The 26,306-nt window shown below is 69.4% G+C and carries 22 protein-coding genes and 1 pseudogene; 9 read left to right on the forward strand and 14 right to left on the reverse strand.

The genetic code is table 11. The features are described from left to right. Positions 1-16 precede the first annotated feature (16 nt). Positions 17-646: a hypothetical protein gene (locus ACFY93_RS12645; protein WP_391356930.1), complete on the forward strand. Its 630-nt coding sequence runs from the start codon at positions 17-19 to the stop codon at positions 644-646. 203 nt (positions 647-849) lie between these two features. On the opposite strand, the gene ACFY93_RS12650 is transcribed toward ACFY93_RS12645, so the two are convergent. Then, positions 850-1,986 (reverse strand): YncE family protein, encoded by a 1,137-nt coding sequence (locus tag ACFY93_RS12650; RefSeq protein WP_391356932.1) that lies wholly within the window; start codon positions 1,984-1,986, stop codon positions 850-852. Between the two features lie 451 nt (positions 1,987-2,437). On the opposite strand from ACFY93_RS12650, the gene ACFY93_RS12655 reads away from it, so the two are divergent. Together ACFY93_RS12655 and ACFY93_RS12660 are read left to right on the forward strand one after the other, a co-directional pair. Further along, positions 2,438-3,601, forward strand: coding sequence for a serine hydrolase (locus ACFY93_RS12655; protein ID WP_391356934.1), 1,164 nt, complete (start codon positions 2,438-2,440; stop codon positions 3,599-3,601). A 47-nt stretch (positions 3,602-3,648) separates the two neighbouring features. Further along, complete coding sequence (locus ACFY93_RS12660; protein WP_391356936.1) at positions 3,649-4,845, forward strand: serine hydrolase; 1,197 nt, start codon at positions 3,649-3,651, stop codon at positions 4,843-4,845. A gap of 99 nt (positions 4,846-4,944) precedes the next feature. Here ACFY93_RS12660 and ACFY93_RS12665 read toward each other — a convergent pair whose 3' ends face one another. Further along, positions 4,945-5,526 carry a DJ-1/PfpI family protein gene (locus ACFY93_RS12665; protein ID WP_391356937.1) on the reverse strand — a complete coding sequence of 194 codons (582 nt, stop codon included), beginning with the start codon at positions 5,524-5,526 and terminating at the stop codon, positions 4,945-4,947. 245 nt (positions 5,527-5,771) lie between these two features. Between ACFY93_RS12665 and ACFY93_RS12670 the strand changes: the two genes are divergently transcribed. The 6 genes from ACFY93_RS12670 to ACFY93_RS12695 all read left to right on the forward strand — a co-directional run bounded on the left by ACFY93_RS12670 (position 5,772) and on the right by ACFY93_RS12695 (position 10,958). Further along, on the forward strand, positions 5,772-6,806 hold the full coding sequence (locus ACFY93_RS12670; protein ID WP_391356939.1) for an ABC transporter substrate-binding protein: 1,035 nt from the start codon (positions 5,772-5,774) through the stop codon (positions 6,804-6,806). Between the two features lie 56 nt (positions 6,807-6,862). Continuing rightward, on the forward strand, positions 6,863-7,828 hold the full coding sequence (locus tag ACFY93_RS12675; protein ID WP_391356942.1) for an iron chelate uptake ABC transporter family permease subunit: 966 nt from the start codon (positions 6,863-6,865) through the stop codon (positions 7,826-7,828). A gap of 3 nt (positions 7,829-7,831) precedes the next feature. Further along, a complete protein-coding gene (locus ACFY93_RS12680; RefSeq protein ID WP_391356944.1) occupies positions 7,832-8,614 on the forward strand; it encodes an ATP-binding cassette domain-containing protein in 783 nt (260 codons plus the stop codon). A 116-nt stretch (positions 8,615-8,730) separates the two neighbouring features. Next, the gene (locus ACFY93_RS12685; protein WP_391356946.1) at positions 8,731-9,495 is read left to right on the forward strand and encodes a hypothetical protein; all 765 of its coding nucleotides are present in this window, start codon (positions 8,731-8,733) and stop codon (positions 9,493-9,495) included. 146 nt (positions 9,496-9,641) lie between these two features. Continuing rightward, positions 9,642-10,238 carry a sigma-70 family RNA polymerase sigma factor gene (locus tag ACFY93_RS12690; protein ID WP_391356948.1) on the forward strand — a complete coding sequence of 199 codons (597 nt, stop codon included), beginning with the start codon at positions 9,642-9,644 and terminating at the stop codon, positions 10,236-10,238. A gap of 429 nt (positions 10,239-10,667) precedes the next feature. Then, a complete protein-coding gene (locus ACFY93_RS12695; RefSeq protein ID WP_391356950.1) occupies positions 10,668-10,958 on the forward strand; it encodes a hypothetical protein in 291 nt (96 codons plus the stop codon). A 352-nt stretch (positions 10,959-11,310) separates the two neighbouring features. On the opposite strand, the gene ACFY93_RS12700 is transcribed toward ACFY93_RS12695, so the two are convergent. The 12 genes and pseudogenes from ACFY93_RS12700 to ACFY93_RS12755 form a co-directional block, all read right to left on the reverse strand. Next, entirely contained in the window at positions 11,311-12,159 is an 849-nt protein-coding gene (locus tag ACFY93_RS12700; RefSeq protein ID WP_391356952.1) for a type II CAAX prenyl endopeptidase Rce1 family protein, read from the reverse strand. A gap of 301 nt (positions 12,160-12,460) precedes the next feature. Beyond that, positions 12,461-15,811, reverse strand: coding sequence for an SDR family NAD(P)-dependent oxidoreductase (locus ACFY93_RS12705; RefSeq protein ID WP_391357362.1), 3,351 nt, complete (start codon positions 15,809-15,811; stop codon positions 12,461-12,463). 12 nt (positions 15,812-15,823) lie between these two features. Continuing rightward, positions 15,824-16,131: pseudogene (locus ACFY93_RS12710) on the reverse strand (beta-ketoacyl synthase N-terminal-like domain-containing protein); the annotation flags it as partial. 28 nt (positions 16,132-16,159) lie between these two features. Continuing rightward, on the reverse strand, positions 16,160-16,606 hold the full coding sequence (locus ACFY93_RS12715) for a beta-ketoacyl synthase N-terminal-like domain-containing protein (protein WP_391356954.1): 447 nt from the start codon (positions 16,604-16,606) through the stop codon (positions 16,160-16,162). A gap of 326 nt (positions 16,607-16,932) precedes the next feature. Then, positions 16,933-17,571, reverse strand: coding sequence for a DJ-1/PfpI family protein (locus tag ACFY93_RS12720; RefSeq protein WP_391356956.1), 639 nt, complete (start codon positions 17,569-17,571; stop codon positions 16,933-16,935). A gap of 57 nt (positions 17,572-17,628) precedes the next feature. Next, on the reverse strand, positions 17,629-19,104 hold the full coding sequence (locus tag ACFY93_RS12725; RefSeq protein ID WP_391356958.1) for an amidohydrolase family protein: 1,476 nt from the start codon (positions 19,102-19,104) through the stop codon (positions 17,629-17,631). Positions 19,105-19,189: 85 nt separating this feature from the next. Further along, complete coding sequence (locus ACFY93_RS12730) at positions 19,190-20,437, reverse strand: FAD-dependent oxidoreductase (protein ID WP_391356960.1); 1,248 nt, start codon at positions 20,435-20,437, stop codon at positions 19,190-19,192. A gap of 309 nt (positions 20,438-20,746) precedes the next feature. Further along, entirely contained in the window at positions 20,747-21,991 is a 1,245-nt protein-coding gene (locus ACFY93_RS12735) for an allantoate amidohydrolase (protein ID WP_391356962.1), read from the reverse strand. Positions 21,992-22,304: 313 nt separating this feature from the next. Next, on the reverse strand, positions 22,305-23,249 hold the full coding sequence (locus tag ACFY93_RS12740; RefSeq protein WP_391356964.1) for an alpha/beta hydrolase fold domain-containing protein: 945 nt from the start codon (positions 23,247-23,249) through the stop codon (positions 22,305-22,307). Positions 23,250-23,404: 155 nt separating this feature from the next. Continuing rightward, entirely contained in the window at positions 23,405-24,418 is a 1,014-nt protein-coding gene (locus ACFY93_RS12745; protein WP_391356966.1) for an ABC transporter permease, read from the reverse strand. Between the two features lie 5 nt (positions 24,419-24,423). Further along, positions 24,424-25,212 carry an ATP-binding cassette domain-containing protein gene (locus ACFY93_RS12750; protein WP_391356969.1) on the reverse strand — a complete coding sequence of 263 codons (789 nt, stop codon included), beginning with the start codon at positions 25,210-25,212 and terminating at the stop codon, positions 24,424-24,426. Then, positions 25,212-26,063: a substrate-binding domain-containing protein gene (locus ACFY93_RS12755; RefSeq protein WP_391356971.1), complete on the reverse strand. Its 852-nt coding sequence runs from the start codon at positions 26,061-26,063 to the stop codon at positions 25,212-25,214. Before ACFY93_RS12755 ends, ACFY93_RS12750 begins: the two co-directional genes overlap by 1 nt. Positions 26,064-26,306 lie beyond the last annotated feature (243 nt).

Below are 26,306 nucleotides of genomic sequence, written 5' to 3' on the forward strand. Positions count from 1 at the left end.
CAAGGAGTCGACCATCATGCGTGTTGCCGAGCAGACCGCCCTCGGGCCCTGCCGGGCGGGTCTCGCCCGCCGTCTCGCCGTGGCCGCCGCGCTGGCCTCGCTGGCCCTGCTCACCGCCTGTGGCGCAGGAAGCGGCGATGCGCAGTCGTCCGGCGGGTCCGGGGGCGACAAGGGCGTCGCGAGCGTGACCGGAGGGGACAAGAAGCCGAAGGAGGCGGCGACGCGGGCCGAACGTCCCCTCATCCGCCCCGACACGTCGGCGGAGGAAGAGGACAGGCTCATCCAGGTCTACACCAGTTGCCTGGAACAGCACGGCTACAAGAAGCTCAAAGGCTACAGCGGCAAAGTGGGTGACCCCGACAAGCCGGACCCGGCGACGCTCGCGAGGAACGAGGCCAAGTTCGCACCGGCGCAGAAGGCGTGTGCCGCCAAGGAACCGGAGGAACTCTGGCAGCGGGCCTACCGGGAGGATCCCGAGTACCAGGACAAGTTCGACAAGTGGCTGACGTGCATGCGGTCCCACGGCCTTGAGGTCGCGCCCTCACCCGACGACCCCGGCACCTTCTCCTTCGAGGGCGGCCTTCCGCCGGCCGACAAGGAGAAGTGGGTCGACAAGTGCGAGGCCGAAGCGTTCGCCGGCACGTAGCCATGTCCGGCCGGCCCGGCGGAGTACGTGCCGCGCGCCCGGTCGTGGGCGGCGAGCCTCGCGATGGTGCCGGTGGGTGCTCGTCGCCCCGGGCTTCGCCGCCGTCCTCCGGCTGCGGGTGCTGCCCCGTACGGGGTATGACCGGAGCGGTCCGCCGCCGGGGCCGGCGGACCGCGGTGAAGGACTGAACGCCCTGGGGGAGGTCAGTCGCCCAGGATGTCGGTCACCTCGCGGTTGTCCACGTCGACCTCGGCGACGGTCAGGTCGTCGTTGAGCACCCATGCGGTCTTCGAGTCGGCGCTGAAGCTGATCGCCTGGCGGGGACCCTTCAGGGCGCCCTTCGGGCCGCTCTTCACGGTACCGAGTACGGAGTTGTCCTTCGTCCTCACGGCGGTCAGCGTGTTGTCCGCCATGTTCCCGGAGAGCAGGACCGACCCGTCGGGGGAGAGCGCGGCGCCATAGGGCTTCTTGCCCACGTGGACGCTGGTCCTCTCGCCGGAGACCAGGTTGACGACGGAGATCTCGTCGGAGTCGCTGTTGGCCGCGTACAGACGGTCGCCCGCACGGTTGACGGACACCGCGCGCAGGCCCTTGAAGTCGCCGATCGTCTCCGGATCGGCGCCCTTGTTCTCGAGGTCGACGATCGAGACCTCACCCTTCCCGTAGTTGGTGACGTACAGCTTGTCACCCGAGTACGAGAGCTTGGTCCCCTGCCGCGGCTCGTGGAAGCCGGTGAGGACGTCCGTCGGCCTGTTGTTGACGAGGTCGACGATCGTGACGGTGTCCGCCGACGCGTTGTTGGCGTACAGCCACTTGCCGTCCCTGCTCTGCGCGGTGCCGAACACACCGGCCCCGAGCGGCAGGCGCTGCGTGACGTGGAAACCGAACATGGAGATGCGGTCCACGACGCCGCGCGCGCTGTCGGACACGGTGAAGCTCTTGCTGTCCGGGGCGAACAGGATGTTGCGCGGGCTGACGTAGCCCTTGATCTCGGCGATCTTCCGGCCACTGCGTACGTTGATGACGACCAGGTGGTCGGAGTAGGAGTTCGTCGCCACGGCGAACTTCTCGTTGGGGCTGACCGCCAGGGTGTTGTTGGTGGCGTCGACGGTGGGGTCGCGGTCCTCGGGCTTCTTGGGGTCCCTGATCTCGGCCTTGCTGGTGTAGGCGCCGAAGTCCACCACGGTGGTGGTGAACCCCTTCGACGACGCCGACTTCGACGACGACTTCTTCCCCGATGTGTCCGCGGTGGCCGTGGTCACCGCTGCGCCGGACAGGGCGAGTGCCGCGAGCGCGGTGCTGGCAATGATCGTCCGGTGCGCGGTCCTGAGGCGTTTCACCTGGGCTGTCTCCTTGAACTGGGTATCCCCCGCCACGCATGACCGGTCCCCGGGTGCCCCTGGCACCGGAGTCGTTCACGGACCGGTTCGCGTGCTCTGGCGGCTCTGTAACCGTTGTCATGAAGTGATACGAGGCCGTGTCCCGTGGTGTTGAAGGAGAAGTGGATCAATTCGTGTCCGGCGTCATCCGCACGGGTACGGCTCGTCGCCGGCGCAGTCGTCGAAGTCCGTACTCACGGCTCCAGGCCTGCCCTACAGCACCGCCTGAACCGGCCCGGCCCTGCATGACCGGAGAGGGCCGGGACCGCCTGTGCCCCCTCCGGCACACCCCACCCGGCGCGGTAGTGCCTGCGCTACCGAGGCTCGGCAGTGGACGGGATCGAGGCGTGGTGGGCTCCTGGGAGAGGCTGACGCATGTCAGCAGCAGGAGCCTCCAACAGGAAGTTGCCCCGTGTCTCAGCATCGTGCCTCCAGGTCCCGTTTCCGTCGCCGGTCGGCCATCGCCGTCTCCGCGCTCGCGGTCCTGGGCGGGGCAGTGGCGATCGGCCTGCCCTCGGCGAACGCAGGCCAGCCCGCCGCCAACGCGAAGGTCCAGCGGAGTCTGGACGCACTCGTGGACGACGACGGCTTCCCCGCCGCGCTGGCCTCGGTGCGGGACAAGAACGGTCACGTCCGCAACTACACCGCCGGCGTGGGCGACCGGAAGACCGGATCGAAGGTCCCGGTCGACGGGCAGGTGCGCATCGCCAGTTCCACCAAGATGTACACGGCGGTCGTCGTCCTGCAACTGGTCGGCGAGGGCCGGATCGACCTCGACGAGAAGGTCGAGAAGTACCTGCCGGGCGTGGTCCGCGGACCTGGCGGAGACGGCCGGAACATCACCGTACGGCAGCTGCTCCAGCACACCAGTGGGCTGCCCAACTACACGCAGACCATGCCGGAGTTCTCCAAGTGGCGGCACACCTACGCCGGGACCTACGACCTGCTCGACATGGCACTCAAGGAGAAGGCGTCGTTCGCTCCCGGCGACGGCTGGGAGTACAGCAACACCGGCTACACCGTCGCCGGACTTGTCGTGCAGAAGGTCACCGGCCGTCCGCTCGGCGAGGAGATCACCCACCGGGTCATCGATCGCATCGGCCTGCGGCACACCTACTGGCCGGATGCCGGCGACCAGACGATCCGTGAGGCCCACCCGCACGGCTACGCGTCCGACAAGCCCGGCGACCCGCTCGTCGATGCCACGGAGGTGGACCCCTCCTGGGGCGGAGCCGCCGGGCAGCTCATCTCCCGCCCGAGCGACGTCAACCGTGTCCTGACCGCGCTGATGGACGGCAAGCTCCTCAAGCCCGCCCAGCTCAAGGAGATGCGGGCCTCGGTCGCGACCAAGGGGCTCCCCGACGGCTGGCGGTACGGGCTCGGCCTCGTCGAGATGAAGCTGAGCTGCGGCGGTGTCGCCTGGGGCCACGGCGGTGACTTCGACGGCTACGAGAACCGCAACGGCGTCACGGCCGACGGCCGGGCGGCCACGGTCGCCGTGACGGCCCTGCCGTCCAGCCTGAAGTCGGCGGAACACGTCAACTCCGCTCTCGACACCGCCCTGTGCGCGCGTTGACCCGACCCCGCTCACCCCACGCTTCCTCTTCCCGCAAGGAGACACCCATGTCCCATCGTCGTCACACGCTGCTGGCCCTGAGCGGGGTCGTCGCGGCTCTCGCCCTGTCCGTGCCCGCGGCCGACGCACTGACCAGCGACGCGACCACCACCACCACCTCCGCCGCGCACAGCCAGGACGCGTTCAGGGGCCGGACCGACGCCGCCGTCCGCAAGAGCCTTGAGTCACTGGTGAAGGAGGACGGCTTCCCCGGCGCGCTCGCCTCCCTGAGCGACCCGGGCGGCCGTGCCCGCAACTACACCGCGGGAGTCGGCAACCTCAAGACCAGGTCCGAGGTACCCACCGACGGCCAGGTCCGCATCGCCAGCAACACCAAGATGTTCACCGCGACCGTCGTCCTGCAGCTGGTGGGCGAGGGCAAGGTCGACCTCGACGCGCCGATCGAGACGTACCTGCCGGGCGTGGTCCGCGGCGACGGCATCGACGGCCACCACATCACCGTGCGACAGCTGCTCCAGCACACCAGCGGACTGCCCGACTACGACGAAGAGGTCGTCAAGGACTACCTGACCAAGCAGCAGCACCGCTACTTCGAACCCCGCGAAGTCCTCCAGTTCGCCCTCGACAAGAAGGCGCTGTTCGCCCCCGGCACCGGCTGGAGCTACAGCAACACCAACTACGTCCTGGCCGGCCTGCTCGTGCAGAAGGTCACCGGCCGGCCCATCGGCGAGGAGATCACCCACCGGATCATCGAGCCTCTCGGCCTGCGCCACACCTACTGGCCCGGCGTCGGGGACCAGACGATCAAGGGCCGGCACCCGCACGGCTACTTCGCCACCGCGCCGAACACCCCGTACACGGACGTCACCGAAAGCGACCCCTCCGCGGGCTGGGCCGCGGGCCAGCTGATCGGCACCCCCAGCGACCTCAACCGCTTCCTCACCGCGCTCCTCGACGGCAAGCTGCTGAAGCCCGCGCAGCTCAAGGAGATGCAGACCACCGTCGACGCCCCCGACCTCGACACCGTCGGCGACGGCCACTACGGCCTCGGCCTCGCCACCTTCAAGCTGAGCTGCGGCGGCTACGCCTGGACCCACGGCGGCAACGCCCCCGGCTACACCACCCGCAACGCCGTGACCAAGGACGGCCGGGCCGCCACCATCGCCGTCACCGCGCTGCCCACCACCCTCCCCGCAGCGGAACACATCGAGGAAGCCCTCGACACCGCCCTCTGCACCCGCTGACCCGCCCCCACAGTACGAACCCCCGCCCCGCGACCGGCCACTGTCACCAGTGCCGGAAGCGGGGCAGGGGCGTGTCCGGCTCCGGCCGGCGGCGAGGGCCTACTCCGAGGCGCCGGTCGTCAAGCCGGACCACGGATATTCCAGGACGTGAGCCACCTCCCGGGCCCGCTCCGTCCCCTCGACGCGGTCGACCAGGTGAAGCGCCATGTCGATGCCGGCGGACACGCCCGCGCTGGTCACGATGTGCCCGGCATCGACCCACCGCTGCCCGGTGCGCACCTCGACGTCCGGGAACCGCGCGAGGTCGTCGAGCACGCTCCAGTGACTGGTCGCGGGCAGCCCGGCCAGAAGTCCGGCCGCCCCGAGGACCAGGGCACCGTTGCAGACGGACGCCAGGAGTGTGCCCGCCTGTGCGAAGGACCGCATCCGTGACAGATGCGCCTCGTCGGTCCGGAGGTGATCGATCCCGGAACCGCCGGGATGGATGAGGAGATCCGGCCTCGGGCCGTCGTCGACGGCGCCGTCGGGCGTGACGGCCAGCCCCAGGCTGCACCGCACGGGCTTCCCGTCGATGCTCGCGGTGCGGACGATCACGTCGCGGTCGGTCAGCTCCTGCCAGAAGCGGAGGGTCTCCCACGGGCCGAAGGCGTCCAACTCCTCGACACCTTCGAACAACAGCACGGTGACTCGATACGGAACGGTGTCAGGCATGGCTGGCCGGCCTCTCTCGGGAACGTCGCGGGACGGCGAACAAATTAACCCGCCACATGGCTGTCGGCGTGGTGGCGGCCGGGTGACGAGTACGACATCGGCGAGACCGCGGAACCCGGGAACCGGAGGCCCTCGCGCCGCGACTACTGCACCGAACCGCCCGGCCCGAACCACTCGGCCCATGAGTGAGTACGGCGCGCACCACAAGGAGTCCCATGTCGATGAACCGGCCGGCCGCTGCCGCCCTCACCGCGGCCCTCTGTCTGCTCACGGCGGCGTGCGGCTCCTCGTCCGGCGACGAGGTGGGCGACCGAAGCACCGAAGCCGCCGGATCGACGTCCGGCTACCCGGTGACCCTCGACAACTGCGGTCGGAAGCTGACGTTCGAGAAGGCCCCCAGCCGGGTCGTCGTGATGAACGGCGCATCCGTCGCCGAGGTCTCCACGCTGCTCGCCCTCGGTCTCGAGGACAGGATCGTCGCCAACCAGCAGGGCTACGGCAGGTCCGAGGTACCCGGCCGCGCCGAAGCCGTCAAGAAGCTGCCCACCGGCGGCATCAAGCTCAACGGCGCCGGTGACATCCCCCGTGAGGCCATGATCGGCCTGCGCCCCGACCTCACCCTGTCCGTCACCTCGTACGGCTTCGAGCAGAAGAACGGCTTCGCCACCCGCGAGCAGCTCGAGCAGGTGGGAGCCGACAGCTACATCTCCCCGCAGGGCTGCGACGACGACCCGTCCAGGATGACCGTCGCCGACAGCTACCAGCTGCTGCGCGACATGGGAAAGATCTTCCACGTCGGTGACCGGGCCGAGAAGCTGATCGCCGAGTCCGAGAAGAACATCGCGGCCGTCACCGAGAAGACCAGGACGGGCAAGGCCCCGAAGGTCATGGTGCTGTTCTCCAGCCCGTCGGGCGACATCGACTTCAGCTATGTCTTCGCCAAGGGCATCGTCAACGACATCCTCGCGAAGGCCGGCGGCACCAACGCCTTCGAGGACACCGCCAAGACGCTCTTCGCCGACGTGAGCAAGGAGAAGGCGGCCGCCACCGACGTCGACGCCGTCGTCGTGATCGGCGCCGGTGACACCGACCCGGCGGCGTACGCCAAGAAACTGCTCAAGGAGTTCCCCCAGTGGCCGGCCGCCAAGACCAACACGTACGTGACGCTGTCCGACTCGATGTACCTCGGCCCCAGCAACGACCTGGCCGTGAAAAGGATCGCCGAGGTGCTGCACCCGGACGCCGCCTGAGCCGGCTCACGCTTCCGCTGGCGTTCACCCTCCTGCCCGTCGCCCTGATCGCCACCATGATCGTGGCGATCAGTATCGGCGCGGTCAACGTACCCGTCGGCGACGTATGGAGCATCGTCCTCCACCACGTCACCGGAACCGGGACGGCACCCGCCGACCCCGCGCTCGACCAGATCGTCTGGAACTTCCGCACCCCGCGCGTGGTCCTCGCGGCACTGGCCGGCGCGGGCCTGGCCGTGTCCGGCGCCGTACTGCAGAGCGCCGTGTCCAACCCCCTGGCCGACCCCACCGTGCTGGGCTTCTCCTACGGAGCCACACTCGGCGCCGTCCTCGCCATCACCCTGGGCGGCTCGGTGGCGCTCGCCGGCGTCGGCGTCTCGGCGGCGGCCTTCGCGGGCGCGATGGCCGCCGGAGCCCTGGTCTTCGCGTTGGGACAACGGCGCGGACGCATGGCCCCGACCAGACTGGTGCTGGCAGGGGTGGCCGTCGGCTACGTCTTCCTGTCGGCGACCAGCTTCGTACAGATCCAGGCCACCCCGAACGAACTGCGCTCCGTCCTGTTCTGGACACTGGGCAGCGTCGCGGGCGCGCAGTGGGACCAACTCCCCACGGTGGGCGCCGTGGTGATCGCCACGACCGTCCTGCTGTCCCTGTTCGGCCGCCGGCTCAACGTCCTGCTGGCCGGCGACGAGTCCGCCACCGCCCTCGGCGTCGACGTCAACCGGCTCCGCCCCCTCCTGCTGGTGCTCAGCGCCCTGCTGACCGGCACGGTCATCTCGGTCGCCGGCGGCATCGGCTTCGTCGGCCTGATGATCCCGCACCTGGTACGGCTGAGCACCGGCGCCGACCACCGCCGCCTGCTGCCCCTGACCGCCCTGCTGGGAGCGGTCTACCTGGTCCTCGTCGACCTGCTCTCCCGGACCCTCGACCGCCCCAACGAGCTGCCCCTGGGCATCCTCACCGCACTGCTCGGCGCGCCCTTCTTCCTCTGGCTGCTGCGCCGCAACAAGAGCCTGGACTGACGCATGGAACTCACCGTCGAACGGCTCCACATCACCCTGGACGGCAACCCGATCCTGCGTGACGTGAGCCTCGAGGCCCGCGCGGGCGACATCGTCGGTCTCGTCGGGCCCAACGGCAGCGGCAAGTCGACCCTGCTGCGCGCCGTCTACCGTTCGCTGCGCCCGGCGGACGGCGCCGTGCGGGTCGGGAACGACGACGTGTGGGCCCTGTCCGCCCGCGCAGCGGCCCGCCGTACCGCCGCGGTGCTCCAGGACTCCGGCGGCAGCACCACCGGCCTGACCGTCACCGAGATCGTCGCCCTGGGCCGCAGCCCGCACCACGGTCTGCTGGGACGCGACGGAGCCGAGGACCACCGGGCCGTCGAGGACGCCATCGACCACTGCGGCGCGCGACCCTACGCGGAACGCGACTACGCCTCCCTGTCCGGCGGGGAACGCCAACGGGTCCTGCTGGCGCGGGCACTGGCGCAGGACCCACGGCTGCTGGTCCTGGACGAACTCACCAACCACCTCGACATCCGGGCCCGCTTCGAACTGCTCGACCTCATCCGCGCCACCGGGATCACCACGCTGGCCGTCCTGCACGACCTCGACCTGGCCGCCCGGCTCTGCGACCACCTCGTCGTCCTGCACGAGGGAGCGGTGGTGACGGCGGGACCGGTCCTGGACGTGCTGACCCCCCAGGTCCTGTGGGAGGTCTTCGGCGTCCGGGCGAGCACCGAACGGCACGCCGACGGCGTCATCCGCATCACCTACGCCGCCCGGCCGCTCGCCCTCGAGGGGTGACCCGCAGGAAGCGGGGCCGGTGAGGGCGCGGGGGCACGCCGCGCCCGGTGCCGGTCGTGACGTACCCGGTCACCCGGGTGTCCGGCTCCGCCCGGTGGGTGCCAGGATGAGCTGTCATGTCTGCCGGCGGAACGTTGCGCGCGCTGCGGGCCGCGGTGTTCGCGGCCGTCTCTGTCGTGCTCGCCGCCGTCGGCCACGTGCTGATGTCCGGGAACGGACTGCCCTGGTGGGTCCTGCTGTCCGGCCTCACCGCGGTCGGTGCCGTGGGCTGGTTCTTCGGCGGCCGGGAGCGGCGGCTGCCCACGGTGGCGGCTCTGACCGTGACCGCGCAGGCGGTCCTGCACATCGGCTTCACCCTCGCGCAGTCCGTGGCCCGGCCGTCCACGGCGGCGGCGCAGGGAACGCCCAACGTGCAGCAGTGGGCGAGGTACCTGCTCTGCGGCGCCGAACCCACCCCCGCCCAGGCGGCCCGGGCCTACGACATCGCGCAGCGAGCCGGTCTGACGGAGCACCCGCACCACGTGTCCGGCCACGACACGTCGGCCGTGACGTCCACGGCGGGTACGGCCGGGATGTCGGGCCTGTCCCACCTGGGAGACATGACGGGCACCGCGTCCTGGGGCATGCTCGCCGCCCACCTGCTGGCCACCGTCCTGTGCGGACTGTGGCTCGCCCAGGGGGAACGCGCGGCCTTCGCACTGGTACGCGCCTGCGCCGACCGCGCGTTCGTGCCGCTGCTGCTGGTGCTCACGGTCCTCGTGCCGTTGCCGCGTCCGCCCGCCTTCCGGCCCGCCCGGCAGACCCGCAGGCGGCTGCGGCAGCGCCTGTTCGTCCACATCCTCACCACCCGTGGCCCTCCCGGGGAGACCGCTGTCGCCTGACAGCCGGTTCACCGTCGCCGCGTCCATGCGCCGGCGGTCTGCCGTACGCGCGTCCGCGCGTACGGATCTCCCACCTGTGCGGCGGGCCCACGGCCCCCACCTCGGTGCCGTCGTACGGGATCCTGCCGAGGAAGGACCACGGGACCATGAGCCCTGCCCTGCCCGACGTGACCGACGAGACGGTCACCGCATGGGCGCTCGCCGCCGCCGGCGGCGACAGCGAAGCGGTCGACCGCTTCGTGCGCGCCCTCCAGCGCGACGTACTGCGCTACGTCGCGTACCTCGCCAACGACGCACAGGCCGCCGACGACCTCGCCCAGGACACGTTTCTGCGGGCGTTGACCTCCCTGCACCGGTTCGAGGGCCGTTCCTCGGCCCGCGTGTGGCTGCTGTCGATCGCCCGCCGGGCGGTCGCGGACCGTCTGAGAGGGGCCGCCCGCCGGCCGAGGGCGGCCAACACCCCCGATTGGGAGGACACGGTCGAGCGCGCTCAGCCGACCGGTCTGCCGGGCTTCGACGAAGGGGTCACCCTGATGCACCTGGTCGACTCCCTGCCCCCGGACCGGCGTGAGGCCTTCATGCTCACGCAGGTGTACGGCCTGCCGTACGCGGAGGCCGCGAAGGTGGCCCGGTGCCCGGTCGGTACCATCCGCTCCCGCGTCTCCCGGGCCCGGGTGAACCTGGCAGTGATGATGGCCGACGAGCCCGACACCGCCCACCGGCACGAGCCTGCGGCGGCCTGACGTGCCGTCACCTCCGTGTCCGCGTGCCACCGGGGCACGCGGACACGGAGTCTCCCCGACCGGAACCGCAGACTTGAACCGTGATCATCTCTTCGTCCTGAACGCGGTCCTCGCTGCGGGTGGCGTCTTCTTCGCGATACTCGACGCGGCGCTGTTCCGCGTCGACCCTCGTCGCCCCTCGGCGGTGAGAAGGCGGCGCCGAGCAGGATCAGGCCGTCGGCGTCCCTTTCTACGCACGTTGCGGACTCGGCGATTCGAGACAGGCTGACGTGGGTCCGCCGATGCATGGACGTTCATCGTGCTGAGGGCCGGGGCCACGGACGGCGGGGAAGATGTCGGCGCCGGACGAGGGCCTGCGACTCGGTGAACCTTCTGTGCTGGGCTCGCGTTCACCCTTGTGAGCACCACACGCACGAGGAAGGACAGACCTTGACCGATTCCAAGGACGGTGTGCAGGCTGATGAGCAGAGCCATGACCTCGCCCCCTGGTGGGCGGATCTCGGGACATGGGGGGCTGTCGTGCTGATCGTCCTCGGGGGTCTCGCGGCTGCATGGGTCTTCTTCTGGCCGCCTGGCACTTCGGAGGAGACGGCGCAGGGTTACTACCAGGCTGCCAAGCCCGTCGCCATCGGTCTGGTGATCGCGGGATCCGCTCTGTTGGGCAACCGTCGCGCCCGTGCAGGGACCCCGGAGCGGATGAACGAGCGGGAGCGAGATTGACGCCACCGCTGACGGGATCTCCGACCCGTAGCGCGGGCTGACCGTGTATATCCCGGAGCTCAGCTGGGTGCGGTTGCCGGCCGCGCCTGCCTGCCGGGAACACCCCCGCCAGCGCCTTCGTCAGTCCCGACCGGTCCGCCGGCCGCTGCCGCAGCACCACCCCGGCATGTCCGGCCAGCCCTTTCCCGTCAGCCCCCACGGTCCCGCCCTGTCCGTTCGCTCACCGGAAAGGTGTCCTGATCCATGCGACCGATGCTGTCCTCGACAGTCACATCCTCGCAGGTCAGGACACCTTTTCTGCTACCGGGGCGGGAGACCTGGCCATTCCGCTCAATGGTCAGGTCGAGCTCACTCACGTCAGGGGTTTCGCTTGGCCCAGGCGTCCACGGGTGGCGATGAGCAGGATCGTGGCCCCCGCGCCGGCAGCCAGGAAGAACGTGTGGGCAGCCTGTGACGTGGGCAGGGAGGGAAACATGTCGGACCAAGCCGTTGAGAGGTAGTTGTTGACGCCGCAGTGCAGGAGCATGACGAGGGGCATGCTCTCGCCGGACTTGTTGAACACCCAGGTCATGACGACGCTGAAGGCGATGGTCGTGGCCATGAACTCTGTCGGCTCGATCCAGGACACGTCCGGGCCGCCGCCCCATTCGGTGAGGAACAGCGGCAGGTGCCAGGCGCCCCACAGAGGGCCGACGATCAGGGTGGCGGTGAGGGCGCCGTAGCGGTTCTGCATGCGGGGCATGGCGAACTCGCGCCAGCCGGGTTCCTCAGCGAGGCCAGTGGTGATCATCTGGGCGAGAAGGGCGGGGAGGTAGGCGGCGAGGAGTGTGGCGGACGGGAGGACGGGGGCCCGGCCGGCCAATGCGGTCGAGGAGAGGACGAGGGCCGTCGGCACCGACAGCAGGACCAGCAGGTACCAGCGCCAGCCGACCCGGAACCTGGTCATGCGGCCGCGCCATATCCGCAGGCCTGCACGGCCCTCGGTGATACCGGTGACCAGGAGTGCGGCGGTGACGGGGCCGAGGTAGGCGCCGGGCAGGACACCGAGGAGCTGGGAGCCGGCACGGCCGCCGGGGAAGGTGAAGTCCCAGACGCCAATGCCGTTTTCGGACAGAATATAGGGGGTCCAGGCCGCCCAGCTCAGACCATAGGCCAGAGCGAAGAACCAGATGAGGGGACGACGGCGGATGTTGCCACGCAAGCCGCGTTGGTCGGCCGACGGCATGGGTGGGGCCATCGGGCTGACGGGGCTGTGAGTGATCACCTAGGTGCCTTTCACGACGGGCTGACGCAGTGTGCTCAGCACACCAGCTTGGCGCCCGCGAATCACTCCCATGCACTCCCGGAGTGGCGGTACAGCAGGCTGTACCTGATGTGGTGTCGGCCGCTGACTGGTTTCCTCCGGTGGGAGAAGCGAACCGCCCCGGGTTCGGTGGAGATCTCAGAAACCGTTTGTTCCATCGGTCTTGAGTGCGGTGAGGGCATTGCACGGCCTCTCCCCGTCATGCCTGGTCATTCAGGAACTCGCCGATTCGCGCCCACAGCTCGGGCCACTCCTCGCCGGCGTGTTCGTTGTCGTGGCCCAGGCCCGGGACGGTCACCAGACGCACGGGGAGGCCAAGTCGACCCGCTCGCTCTGTCAGTTCCTCCGCCTGCGACACAGGTACGACGTCGTCGGCATCGCCGTGCACGATGAACAGTGGTGTCCTGACCATCTCCATGGAGTGCAGGGGCTGCCGTCGCGGGTTGGCGAAGTAGGCGCGGATCTCGTCAGGGCTGACGTCGGAGTGGCCCTGGAGCAGGGTGCCGGGTCCCGACGTTTCCACCTCGACCAGCCACGCCGGGTCGTACATGCCCATGATGAGGACTCCGCGCTGCCACAGTGCGGGGTCACGCGCCAGCGCCAGCAGGGCCGAGTACGCGCCTCGACTGGTGCCCGGGATGTTCAGCCGCGTGGCGTCGATCTGCGGTAGGTCGGCGAGGTACCGGGCCGCCGCCACGACGTCGTCGACGTCCCCACCGCCCACCTCACCGCGGGCCGTGTATTCGTCGCCGTGGCCCGGGGCTCCACGCTGGTCGACAGTGAGGACCGCGAAGCCGGCCGCGTGCAGCGGTGCGTGTTCGCTGACGGCCGCGTACCTGCCCTTGTCGTCCAGTGCTCCGCCCGCGCCCGATGTGCACACGACCACTGCCGGGTGGGGTCCTGGTCCTGCGGGGACACTGAGGTGGCCGTGGACGGTGAGGCCGTCGGCCGACGGGAAGGTGTGTACGGTGAGGCTGTCCTGCGTGCTGAAGCCGTCCACCAGTTCTTTTTCCAGCTCCTCGGCCAGCAGGGCTGCCAGCCGGTCCACCGACAGGTCGCGCAGAAGCCTTACCGCCGGAACCGATACCCCCAGGTTGTTCTGGAGCAGCACCCGCAACTCCACGCCGGTCAGTGAGTCAATGTCCACCGTCTGCCGGCCACGGAGTTGTTCCTCGGACAGTCCCGTCACCTGGTGCAGCAGGGGTACGAGAAGTTCGGCGAGGAGGTGCAGGCGTTCGTCTCCTGTCACCTGTCGAAGGCGACGCGACAACGTGGCCTCGCCTTCACCCTCCTGCCCGCCTTCGGGCACCAGCGAACTGAAGGCCGGCAATGGCGCCAGCTGGGGGTTGGCCTGCGCCCAGCGACGCCAGTCGACATGGGCCACCGACGCCTCGACGGGCCGGGTGCGCAGCAGAGTCTCCAGCTCAGCCACCAGCTGGGCGGGCGACAGGCCGACGTGGCCGTTTCGGCGCAGGATGTTTCCGACGGTTCCGTCGCGGCTGACCGCCACGCCGACCGTGTCGATCATGCCCCAGCCGACGCTGGTCGCGGGCAGCCCATGGGCGTGGCGGTGGCGGGCCAGGCCGTTGAGGAACTCGTTGGCGGTCGCGTACGCCCCCGCTGCCGCCGCGCCGAGTTGCGCGGCGATCGAGGAGAAGAGCAAGAAGAAGTCGAGGCCGTCGTCCGCCTGCGTCTGGAGGTGCAGGTTCCAGGCGCCGTCCGCCTTCGGACGGGTCGCCGTGAGGAGCCGCGCCGGGTTCGTGTCCGCGAGCACCACGTCGTCGAAATCCGCTGCCGCATGGACGATCCCGCGCAGGGGCGGGAGTTCGGCACGTATCCGGGCGAACAGGCGCGCCACCGTGGCACGGTCGGCGATGTCTGCCTTCTCGACGCGTACCTCGACGCCCCGGGCTGTCAGATCGCCCACCACCCGCTTGGCGTCTTCGGTGGCTATGCCGCTACGGCCCAGAAGTACGAGGTGGCGCGCGCCTTGTTCCGCGAGTCCCTCGGCCACGACGAGCCCCAGGCCGCCGAGGCCGCCGGTGATCAGGTAGGTGCCGTCGGGCCGGACGGGGCGTGCGGTCTCCGAGGGGGTGACCGTACCGGTGATCGTCAGGGAGGTGGCCGGTACGGTCACCGCCTCCCGGGCGAAGCTCACGACTGTCTTGCCGATGCGGTCGCGTCCCGTCATCGACCGGAACGCCTCGTCCACCTGCCCCGCGGGCACTGAGGTGACCGGCGGCAGTTCGAACGCGCCCCGTTCGCACAGATCTGCCATCTCGCGCATGCACCTGCGAACGCCCTCGGGGTCCAGCAGCAGCATCCGGTCGTAGTCGAACGCGTGGAACGACAGTGCCCGGTGGAAGTGAGTCAGACGCAGGGCGTGGCCTGCGGCGATGTCGGCCTTGCCCAGTTCGACCAACCTGCCGAACGAGCGCAGCAGCCCCAGGGTCTTCTGGAGCATCTCGCCGGCCAGCGAGTTGACGACTACGTCCACGCCCTCGCCGTCGGTCATGCGCAGGATGTCGTCGGCGAAGGAAGTCGAGCGTGAGTCGGCGACGCCCGCCACTCCCTCGTCGCGCAGGAACTCCCTGCGCTCCTCGCTGCCCGCCGTCGTGTAGACCTCGGCGCCCAGCGTCTTCGCGATGCGTACCGCCGCCAGGCCCACGCCGCCGGTCGCCGAATGGATCAGGACCCGTTCCCCCGCGCGTAGCCCGGCCAGTCGTACGAGGGACTGGTGCGCGGTGACCGCGGGCAGAAGGGAGGCTGCCTGGGTGAGCGAGAGCGTCGACGGTTTCGCGACCACGCGGATGGCGTCGACCGTCACGTAGGAGGAGAACAGGTCTCTGGCGTGGACGAAAACCTCGTCGCCGACGTGTAGTGCCGCAGCCGCGTCGGAGCACGCGTCGCCGACCCGGACCACTGTGCCCGAGCACTCGAGGCCGAGTGTGTCCTGCGAGTAGCTGCCCTCTCTCGCCGGGGCCTGTTCCAGGACGACATGCGCGTTGGTGCCACCGAACCCGAAGGAGTTCACTCCGGCGCGGCGCGGCGCGTCCCAGGCCGGGAAAGCAACTTCCTCGGTGGGCACGCGCAGCGGCAGGGAGTCGAACGGGATCTTGGGGTTCGGCTTCTCGAAGTGCAGGTTGGGGGGTATGAGTCCGCGTTCGAGGCAGCGCACTGCCTTGATCACGCCGGCCACTCCGGCCGCCGCCTCGGTGTGCCCGAAGTTGGACTTCACCGACCCGATCCAGTGCATACGGTCCGAGCCGCCGAGCACGCTGCCAATGGCGGTCGCCTCGATGGGGTCGCCCACGGCGGTACCCGTTCCGTGGGCCTCGTAGTACCCGATCGAGGCGGGGTCGACATCGCCGGCGGCGCACGCCTGGCGGATCACCGCCCGCTGCGCGTCGACGCTGGGAACAGTGATGCCCGGTGTGCGGCCGTCCTGGTTCACGGCGGTGCCGCGCACCACCGCGTGGATACGGTCGCCGTCCCGCTCTGCGGCGGCCAGCGACTTGAGTACCAGGATGCCCGCGCCCTCACCGCGCACGTAGCCGTTGGCGCGGTGATCGAAGGACTTGCACCGTGCGTCGGGAGAGAGGACTGCCCCTTCGACATGAGCATCGTGGTGACCGGATTGGTCATTACATTGACCCCACCGGCCACCGCCATGTCGCACTCACCGCGGGACACGGCGACGCAGGCGTGGTGGAACGCCACCAGGGAGGACGAGCAGGCGGTGTCCATCGTCAGGGAAGGGCCGTGCCAGTCGAAGGCGTAAGACAACCTCGCGGCCAGCATGGTCATGCTGACGCCCGTCGGCGTGGACGTACTGATCAGGTCGCGCTCGCTACCGTCGAGTTGGGACATCGCCGCGTCGAAGGTGAAGCCGCCGATATTAGCTTCCGACGCCAGTTCCGGCGGTCTGCTCGGGCGCCAGCCCCGCGTCCTCGAACGCCTCCCACGCGACTTCGAGCAGCAGCCGCTGCTGGGGGTCCAGCGCGGCGGCCTCCCTCGGCGTCATACCGAAGAAGCCGGCGTCGAACTGGTCGACGCGCGATTGCAGGAAGCCGCCCTGCCGTACGGTCATCCGCCCCGGTGTCGCAGGATCGGCGTCGTAGAAGGCGTCCGCGTTCCAGCGGTCCTGCGGCACGTCGACGATCGCGTCGGTCTTGGACACGAGCAGGTCCCAGAAGCCGCGCGGGTCAGAGATGCCGCCGGGGAAACGGCACCCGATACCGACGATCGCCACGGGCTCCAGCTTGGGTGTCCTGTCCCCGGGGTGAACTCCTTGCCCGGCGGCCACCATGCCGGTGTCCGGCACATCGGAGACTGACAAGCCCATGCGTCCTACTCCTTGAATATTCCCCGATGCAAGATCATGCACTTCTCCCACACAATTGCATCCGAACTTGTAGACCTGGCCGCGGGGTCGCGGAATTACGCGTGCGTTCATCGCGCCGTCGTCGAGGGACAGTCCTTAGCTTCAGAACGCCTTCCTGTCGGCGGTCCGCGCACTGATCACCGCCGCTTCGGTGGTGCACGCGGATGAGACGTTCACCCGCACCGCCGGGCGGAACGGGCGGAGGGAGTCCCGATGCGCTTCCTGTACGCATGGCACGGGGAAGGGGCAGTTGAGTCTCCGCCTGCTCCGGAGGGGTTCGGTGCCCGCTACCGAGGGAACCGCCTCGACAGTCTCTCTGTCGCGCTCCTGACGATGTCCGCGGGAGCGGACTCCAGGGATCCCGCGTCATAGGGAGGCTCCGGTGCGTACTCGATGATGAGCTGGACGGTCTGCGCCACGTCGTCGCCCAGCTGCAGGCCGGCCAGTCTCAGAGCCATGTCGATGCCCGCGGAGACACCTGCCGCGGTCGCGTAGTGACCGTCGATGACGACACGCTCGTCCGACGGTGTCACACCGAACTCGCGGAGCTGCTCGAGCGCGGCCCAGTGGGACGTCGCCCGACGGCCGTCGAGGACTCCAGCGGCGGCGAGGATCAACGACCCCGTGCAGACGGAGGTCGTCCACGCGGAGGTCCGGTCGACCGTTCGCAGCCATTCGTGGAGATCCCCGTCGGACATCTGCTCCGTCTGCCCGGGGCCCCCGCCGATGAGCACCACATCGGGGTCCGGCACGTCGGAGAGGCTAGCGGCGACGTCGACCGACAGGCCTCGCAGGTCGTTGCGGACGATGCCGGGACGCTCGGCGACGAAGACGACCTCGGTGTCCGGCAGGCGGCCCAGAACCTCGTACGGGCCGATGACGTCCAGCGAGGTGAACCCTGGATAGAGAACGATCGCGACCTGCACAGGCGCTCCTTCGGTTGGTCCGGTGCTGGGAAAGTCCGAACGGGAGTGACGTCGTCCTCACCGTGACGCTCTTACCGGCCGCCCGGGCAGAGCAGATTCTCGCAACCTGCCGTCACTGACGACGGACTCGCCGTTGACGAGCACATGGGCGAATCCGGTCGAGGGACGCGTCGTATGCCGGTAGGTCGCGTTGTCAGTGACGCGTTCCGCGTCGAAGACGACGATGTCCGCGTCGCGACCGGGCTGGATCCTGCCCTTGTGCCGCATGGCGGGTGAGGTCTCCTCCATGATTCGCGCCGGCTGCACGGTGCACTTGGCGATCGCTTCGGGAAGCGACAGGACGCCCGTTTCGCGCACCGCGACCCTCAGGGTGCGGCCGTAGGTGCCGACGCCGCGCGGGTGCGTCCGGACGAAATCCGGTGGCGGCCACTGCATGGGGTCGTAGCGGTGACCGTCCTCGACGACGAAGGGGACGGCGTCGGAGGCCATGACCGCGCCGGGCAGGGCGCAGATGCGCGCGACGCGGTCCGCGGAACTGTCCTCGTCGAACGACTTGATGAACGCCAGCCCCGACGGGTCGGCCGCTCTCAGTTCGAGCAGCCGGTCGACCGAGGCGACCGTCTCTCCGGTCCGGGCGTAGACCACGTCCCGAGGCGTCCCCGTCGCACCGAGGACGTGAAGCCGGTCGGGGCGGAAGTAGTCGGATCCGATCGAGGTCATGCCGGAGCCGTAGGGATAGGCCTCACTGGTCACCTTGGCGCCCTCGGCGCGCACCGCCTCGACCAGCGCCTGCACTCTGTCCAGGTGGCGCGTCGACGTGGAGTTGATGTGGCAGTAGTGCATGTGCGCGGCGGTCTGCCCGGCCACCCTCGTCAGCTCCTCGGCGCCGTCGATGACGACTCCGGGATCCTGTTCGACGAGTGGCCGCGCGTGGGTGAACGTCGGCACTCCGGCCGCTGCCGCGAGCCTCGCGACTTCGACGAACTCCGCTGGATCCGTCGCGGGGGCATACCCCAGAAGAACGCCGATCCCCAGTGCTCCGTCGCCGAGTTCCTGCTCCAGCATGCGCAGCATCGTGGCGGTCTGGGCAGGTGAGGCGGGCGCGCGCCACGCGTCTGATCCGAGGTGGTCGAGGGGCCCCTCCGCTCCCCCCGACAGCGGTGCGCCGACGAGCACATGCCTGCGCAGGGAGGCCCAGGAGGCCGAGTATCCGTAATTGACGGGGCGGCCCTCCGCGGCGGCCCTGCTGTACGCGACCGAGACGGGTGCGACGCCCGCCTCGAGCTCGAGAGCCGTGGTGACGCCGTCGAGAGCCTGCAGCCGGCATTCGCCGATCGCTTGTCCATGGCTGTGCAGGTCGATGAATCCGGGAGCGACCACCAGCCCGCGGGCGTCGATCCGCCTCAGGCCTTCGAGGTCCGCCTCGGAGACGGCGGCGATCCGGTCACCGATGATGCCGACGTTGCGTATGTCGTCCAGGCCGCTGTCGGGGTCGATGACCCGGCCCCCCAGAATCACGGTGTCGTACGTCACGCCGTCGCCGGCGCTCCTCGGTCCGTCGGCGTGTGTGTGCGCGGCCATAACAGGGTGTCTCCCGACGAGCTCAGGGTGTTTCCGGTCAGCGAAGTGGGTCGACAGCGCGCAGTGCCGCGGGCGTCCGGCCGGACACGATCTGCTCGGCGATCAGCTTGCCGGTCACCGGGCCCAGGGTGATACCCCACATGCCGTGCCCGCCTGCGACGAATATGTGAGGGCTGCGAGTCCGACCGACGAGCGGCAGCCCGTCGGCGGTACATGGACGGGAGCCCACCCATTCGTCCTGTCGGTCCTCCAGGTTCGCGCCCGACAGGAGCGGGGCCGCGGCGTTCTTGACCGCGTCGATGCGACGTCTGTCGAGAGGCGCGTCGACAGCGCGGAACTCCATCATGCCGGCGAGCCTGAGCCGCCCGTCGACAGGGCTGCAGGCGACGCGCTCGGCCGGGAAGTAGACAGGCCCTTTGGGTACGTGGTCGACCGCGACCGTGAAGCTGTAGCCACGACCCGCCTGGACGAGGCGCTTGACACCCAGCGGGCGCGCCAGCTCCCGCAGCCGCGCACCGGTGGCGATCACGACGGCGTCGAACCGCTCACCGTCGATCCAGGCACCCCGGCCGCCGTGTTCGACTGCTCGGACACGGGACTTGGTCCGGATGTCTGCTCCTCTGCGCTCGACGACCTCGGCCAGAGCCTTGACGAAGGAAGCGGGATTCAGGAAGCGTTGACCATCGATGCGGATCGCCGCGACGACCTCACGGGAAAGCGCCGGTTCCATCGAACGCGCCTCCTCTCCGCTGAGCAGGTCGTATCGCACTTGTTGTCCCGACTTCGCGATGTGACGGAACTCCTTGATGAGAGCATCCCGCACATTCTTGTCCTGATAGGCGACAAGGAGTGGTGCCGCTGCCTCCGTGCGGACGCCGGATTCCGGAGCCTCCATCTCCTCGAACGCGCGAAGGGCGCCTTCATTGAGCGGGACGAGGGCCGACATCGCCCGCTCCCAACGGGCCTGGGTACAGTTCCTGGCGAACTGTACGAGGAACTGGAGGATTCTCGGATTGGCAGAAGCCGGGACGTACACAGGTGAAGAAGGATCAAGAACCGCCCGCATCCCGAACTTGAGTACGGCAGGATCCGGCAGAGGCGTCGCAATGCTGGGCGTCAGCCAGCCCGCATTACCCCAGCTCGAGCCGGACCCGACGTCTCCCTGGTCGTAGACAGATGTTTCCACCCCGAAGTTCTGCAGAAACCAGGCTGTCGAAAGGCCGACCATACCGGCACCGATCACTGCGACGCGTTCGGGCCGGCCGCTCGGGATACGATGATTCATGTGTCCATGATCTGGCCTGGATCGGCCGGGCGGCCTGTCGGTTGCGCAGAACTTGCGGCGCCGGAGTTGGGCGAACTGACAACACCGGTACACGTCGTGTGCCTCGGGTCGGAATTCGGCGGCGCGACGGGCATCACGGTGGCGGCTGGACGAAGGTGCCTCGGCGCCAGGGGGCAGGACGATGGCGGCGCTCGACGCCCGGCCCGTCCTTGCGTACGAGGTCGAGGCACTTGCTGCCGAGCGGTCCGGTGCGGAGCGGGCCCGCCGGCGTCGGTGACGGGCTCCGTCCGGCGCGGCACCGAGGCGCAATCACACGCGACGCGGGGATTCGCTGCGCAGCAGGTCCTGCAGTACGTCGGCCAGGGCCGCCGCACCCGACTGCGCGTCGGCGTCCTCCACCTGCTCCTGCGGCGCATGTGAGATCCCGGTGGGATTCCTGGTGAAGAGCATCGCTGTGGGCACAACTCCCGCCAGCACGCCCGCATCGTGCCCCGCCCCCGCGTCGAGATGCGGTGCGTCGGGCAGGACCGCCGCGAGCCGGTCGCGAAGCGGGCGATCGAACCGGACGGATCCGCCATAGGATTCCTCGACGAGCGTGACCTCGCATCCCTCGGCCGCCGCGACGACGCGAGCCCGGTCAGCGATGGCCGCGACGAGCGTCACGACCTCGGCATCGTCCGGGTGCCGGACATCGAGCCAGACATCAACACACGACGCGATGACGTTCGTACCCCCTGGGGTGGGCTCGATCCGGCCCACCGTCACCCGCGCGTCCTTCACCGCACGCGCCGCGTCACGTGCCGCCACCACGATGGCGCCGGCCGCGACCACGGGGTCGCGGCGTTCGGTCATCCTGGTGGCTCCGGCGTGGTTCCCCTGCCCCGCGACCGTCAGTCGCCACAGTCCGTGACCGATGATCGAGGACCCGATCGCAACCGGCTCCCCGAGGTCGACGAGTCCTCGTCCCTGCTCCACGTGCAGTTCGACGAACGCACCGATGCGGCGGATCGCCTCGTCGTCGCGGCCGACGTGAGCCGGATCGATGCCGGCCCCGGCCAGCGCCTCGGCGAGCGAGATCCCGTCGGCGTCGCGGAGACGAAGGGCGCGATCGGCATCCATGGCACCGGTCATCAGCTGTGATCCCAGGCACGCCTGGCCGAAACGTCCGCCTTCCTCCTCCGGGAACGCCACGATGGCCAGGGCCCGGTCCGCCGTGAATCCACGCGCGCGCAGAAGATCGACTGCGGCGAACGCGGACGCCACCCCCAACGGGCCGTCGAACTCACCTCCACCGGGTACCGAGTCGAGATGGCTGCCCGTCACGACCGCCTGCTCGCAGGAGTCGCCGGGCCCGGGAAGCCAGGCCCAGAGGACTCCGTTTCTGTCGGTTTCCGTATCCATCGACCGCCGTGCGGCCTCCGCGACGAACCACTCCCGGAGATCGAGTTCGGCGGCGCCGTAGGCGAAACGGGAGTATCCGCCCCGGCGGAGATCGCGCCCGACATCGTGAATGCCGCGGAGCAACTGTCCGGCTGTCGCGGGACTGTGGGTCATGACCACCCTCCCGTCCATCGCGGAAGCTGCACGCGTGCGCTGGTCATGGCGTCTCCTGTGGGTGACGATCCGATTCCCGCGGAGGGCGACGAGTCGGTTCTGGTGCCGGAGATGGCGGGCCGGGACTTCCCGGCGGCCGGCTCGGGACGACACGGCGCCACGCGGACACATCTCCGGGAGCAGCTGTCCGGGACGGCTCGGCTGCGGCCGGCACGGGTGGCCCGGACACGTGACGTCTCCGGCGTCGGGCGGCAAGGGGCATCGGCCTGGTGACACCTCTCGCCGCCCGACGGACGTCGACGGGGCCTGCGTGCTATATCGGGAGGGATACTCGGCCGACGAGCTCGTTGACCGCGTCGGTGAGGCGGGTGAACGCCCGGTCGGCCGCCGGCACACGTGGCGCGAACTCGATCCACGCGTGCACGAGTTCGGGGTCGAGCTGAACCGTCACGGGCACTCCGTCGCCCTGGAGCCGTCGTGCGTAGTCCTCCTCCGCCGACCGCAGCAGGTCGTGCCCGGCGATGGCGACGATCGCGGGGGGCAGTCCGGCCAGTGACGTCGCACGCCCGGGCAGGGCGTACGGCGAGCCGAGCGCCGCTTCGTTGGAGGCGTACTGCTGGAAGAAGAACCGGAGGTTTTCGACGCTGGTAGGCGAGCTGTCGCGAAACGCGTGCATGCTGGGCGTGTCGAGGTTGTCGTCGATGCCGGGATACACCAGCACCTGACCGTCGATGCGAGGACCGTCCTCGTCCCGCGCCCGCAGCGCGACGCATGCCGACAGGGTGCCGCCCGCGCTGTCACCGGCGACGAGGAACGGCAGTCCGGGGTGCAGGGACCGGGCCCAGACGACCGCGTCGTAGGCGTCGTCGAACGGCGCGGGGAAGGGGTGCTCGGGCAGCATCCGGTAGTCGACCGACACCACGACGGCTCCCGTGTCGCGGCTGAGCCGACGCGTGACGAGGTCGTGGGTGTCGATGTCACCCCCGATCCAGGCGCCGCCGTGCAGGTACACGATGACCGAGGTGGGCGTCTCGGGGCTGTACACACGCACAGGGATCTTCCCGCCACGTCCCTGAACGGACTCGTCGGTGACGCGGTGCACCGCGATGGGTTCGGCGCCACGGGTGAAGACGGCGTTCGCGTCGCGCATCCCCTGGCGGAGCTCCTCCCCGGTCAGGTCCGCGGCGGCGACGGAGGCGGGTGGTCCCAGCTCGTCGAAGAGACTGATGACGTCGGGATCGATGGGAATGCTGTTCACGTCGCTTCTCCAGGTCGGACCGTGCTGTCGGGCTCCGTGCCGTCGCGGATCGTCCGGACGGCGTCGGCTTGTGGCTCGCGCAGCCGTGGACGGCGAGCCACTCACTTCGCGGCGGGCTGAGGGACGCCTCGCTCGAAGTGTTCTTCGGCCGGCGGCTACCTCTTGCGGTAGATGCGCGCTCGGCGGAGGTGGTCGACCGCTACCGCGCTGACCAGGATCGCGCCGATCACGATGCTGTTGTACTGCGGCGGGATGTTCGTGAGCACCAGCGCGTTGTCGATGAGCGACAGGAGGACGGCGCCGACGGCGATGCCCTGGACGGTGCCCATGCCCCCCATCAGGCTGACGCCCCCGATGAGCACCGCGGTGATCGCGTTGAGGGTGGTGGACGTGCCACCGGCGGTGACCTGCCCGGCGCCGACCTGGGCGGAGTAGATGATGCCCGCGAGAGCAGCCGTCCCCGCGGCGATCACGTACAGCGTCACGTCGAGCCGGATCACTCGGAGTCCGTTTCCGACCGCGGCCTGGCGGTTGCCGCCGAGGGCGCGGACCTTGACTCCGAACTGGGTGCGCTCCAGCAGGAACCAGAACAGGACGCCCACGGCGACGGCGATGACCACGTCGCTCGACAGGCCGAAGACGCTGCCCTGGGCGATCTGCTGGAAGCTGTGCGGGATCGGAATGATGTCGGAGCCGTCCGTCACCAGGTTGTTGAGGCCCGTGAGCATGTAGAACGTTCCCAGCGTCGCGATGATCGGCGGCACGTGGAGGTAGGTGATCACCAGGAAGTTCACCACCCCGAACGCGCAGCAGACCGCCAGGCCGATGAGGATCGCCAGCGGCCAGGGGACTCCGTCGACGAGCATTTTGCAGGTCAACAGCGCGCCCAGGGTGAACACGGCACCGGCCGAGAAGTCCAGACCACCGCCGATGATGAGGAGCGCGGCGCCACAGGCCATGACGAAGTAGATGACGCTGCTGCGCAGGATCTCGGTCAGGTTGCTCTGGGAGAGGAACAGATCGGACCGGGACGCGGCGAAGGCTCCGATCACCACGATGACGAGCATCAGCGTGGTCTCCTGCCGCACCAGAACCTTCGTCAGCACGCTGGTCCGCTCAGGTGCCTGAGTGGTGCCCTGGTTCCTGGTGGGCGGGGTTTTCGTGGTCACGGCCATCACGCCACCTTGTCGTTGTCGCCCGGGTCGTCCGAGGCGTCCGGTCGGTCGGGTGGGATCGCGCCGGTGATCATGCCGACGATCTCCTCGCGGCCCACGTCGGCGACCCGCCGGGTGCCGACAGTCCTGCCGAGCCGGAGGACTGTCACCCGGTCGGCGTGGGTGAAGACGAAGTCCAGGTCGTGGCTGACGATGATGACGGCCTTCCCGGACGCCCGGAGTTCGTCGATGATCTCGCCGACATGAGCGGTCTCCTGGACGCCGAGGGCGGCTGTCGGCTCGTCGAGCAGCATGATCGGCTTGTTCAGCCGGACGGCGCGGGCGACCGCGACGACCTGCCGCTGACCGCCGGACAGCAACCCGACGGGAGTACGCACGTTTCCGACGCGCACCTTGAGGTCCTTGAGGACCTGAGACGCCTCCTTCTCCATGCGGCGGCGGTCGAGCACGATGCCGAACTTGCGCGGCAGGTTGCCGAGCGCCATGTTGTGCGCGATGTCGAGACACTCGACGAGAGCGAGGTCCTGGTACACCACGGCGATGCCGTGCCCCTGGGCGTCGGCCGCTGACCGGACGTGTCGCAGCTCTTCGCCGTTGACCAGCACTTCGCCCTCGTCGGCCCGGTGAATGCCCGTGACGATCTTGATCGTCGTGGACTTTCCCGCCCCGTTGTCGCCGACGATGGCGTGCACCTCGCCGGCGTAGGCGTCGAAGTGGACGTTCTCGAGCGCCGACACGGAACCGAAGTACTTCCGGATGCCGCGCAGGCGCAGCGCGGGGGCACTCATCAGACCCATCCCTCGCGGAGAAGCTCCTCCAGCTGGTCCTTGCCGACGACCTTGAGCTTGATGGGGACCTCGGGCGCCGGCTTGCCCTGTTTGATGTTGACGACTGCGTCGAGCAACTGCTTCCCGAGCGTGCACACGTCCTGGAGCAGGATCAGGTTCGCCGTGCCCTCCTTGATGGCCTTGGACCCGCCGTTGTCGTGGCCACCGGCGAGCAGGAAGGTCTTGCCCACACGTCCGTGGGACTTGATCGCGGCCGTCGCGCCCGGGGTCACGGTGCCCATGTGGGTGACGATCTCGGTGACGTCGGGATGCGCCGTCAGAAGCCCGTTGACCTGTGGAAGCGCCTTCGCCGCGTCGTCGCCCGTGTACACCGCGCCCGCGATGGTGACGTTGTCGGTCTTCGCGGCCGCGGCCTTGACCCCGTCCATCCACGACTTGCCGAGTCCGGTGTTGGCCGCCGCGACGAGCCCGAGCACGTGCTGTCCGGGCAGGGCCGAGACCGCGTTCACCAGCTTCTCGCCGATCGCCGAGAAGTCCGGAGCGACGTTGTAGTCGGCCCCGAACTCCTTGCCGCCGGGACCGTAGATGGTTCCGGTCACCACGCCCGCGTGCTGGGCCTGCTTGAGGACCTGGGTGAAGCCGGTGCTGGACGGGAACGTGATGATCGCGTCCTTCTTGTTCGCCGTTGCCTGTCTCACCTGCTTGATCATCGCGGGCGCGTCCAATGCCTGGCCGGTCGGACCGCTTTCGGTGAGCTCTACATCGAGTTTCTTCGCCTCGTCCTTCATGCAGTTCCCGATCTGCTGCCACGTCGGATAACTGGGCAACGGATTGATGAATTGCACCGTCATGCCATGCGAGTCTCCCGAGGACGAAGTGGCGCCGGTCGTTGTGCCTTGATCGGCGCATCCGACCAGAATGGGGAAGGTGAGCATTGACGTCGCAAGTGCCGCACAAATGCGGATGTGACCGCGACGCGCGATCGTACTGGTCGTCATCCTGAGTTCCTCCTGAAGGGCAACCCGCGGCCCGGTCCTTGGCGGTGGTCCGAGCTGTGGTGCAGCATCATCCCTCGGGCGGAGCCCACCGGGTCT

This window comes from Streptomyces sp. NPDC008313 (genome assembly GCF_042956125.1).
GTDB lineage: Bacteria > Actinomycetota > Actinomycetes > Streptomycetales > Streptomycetaceae > Streptomyces.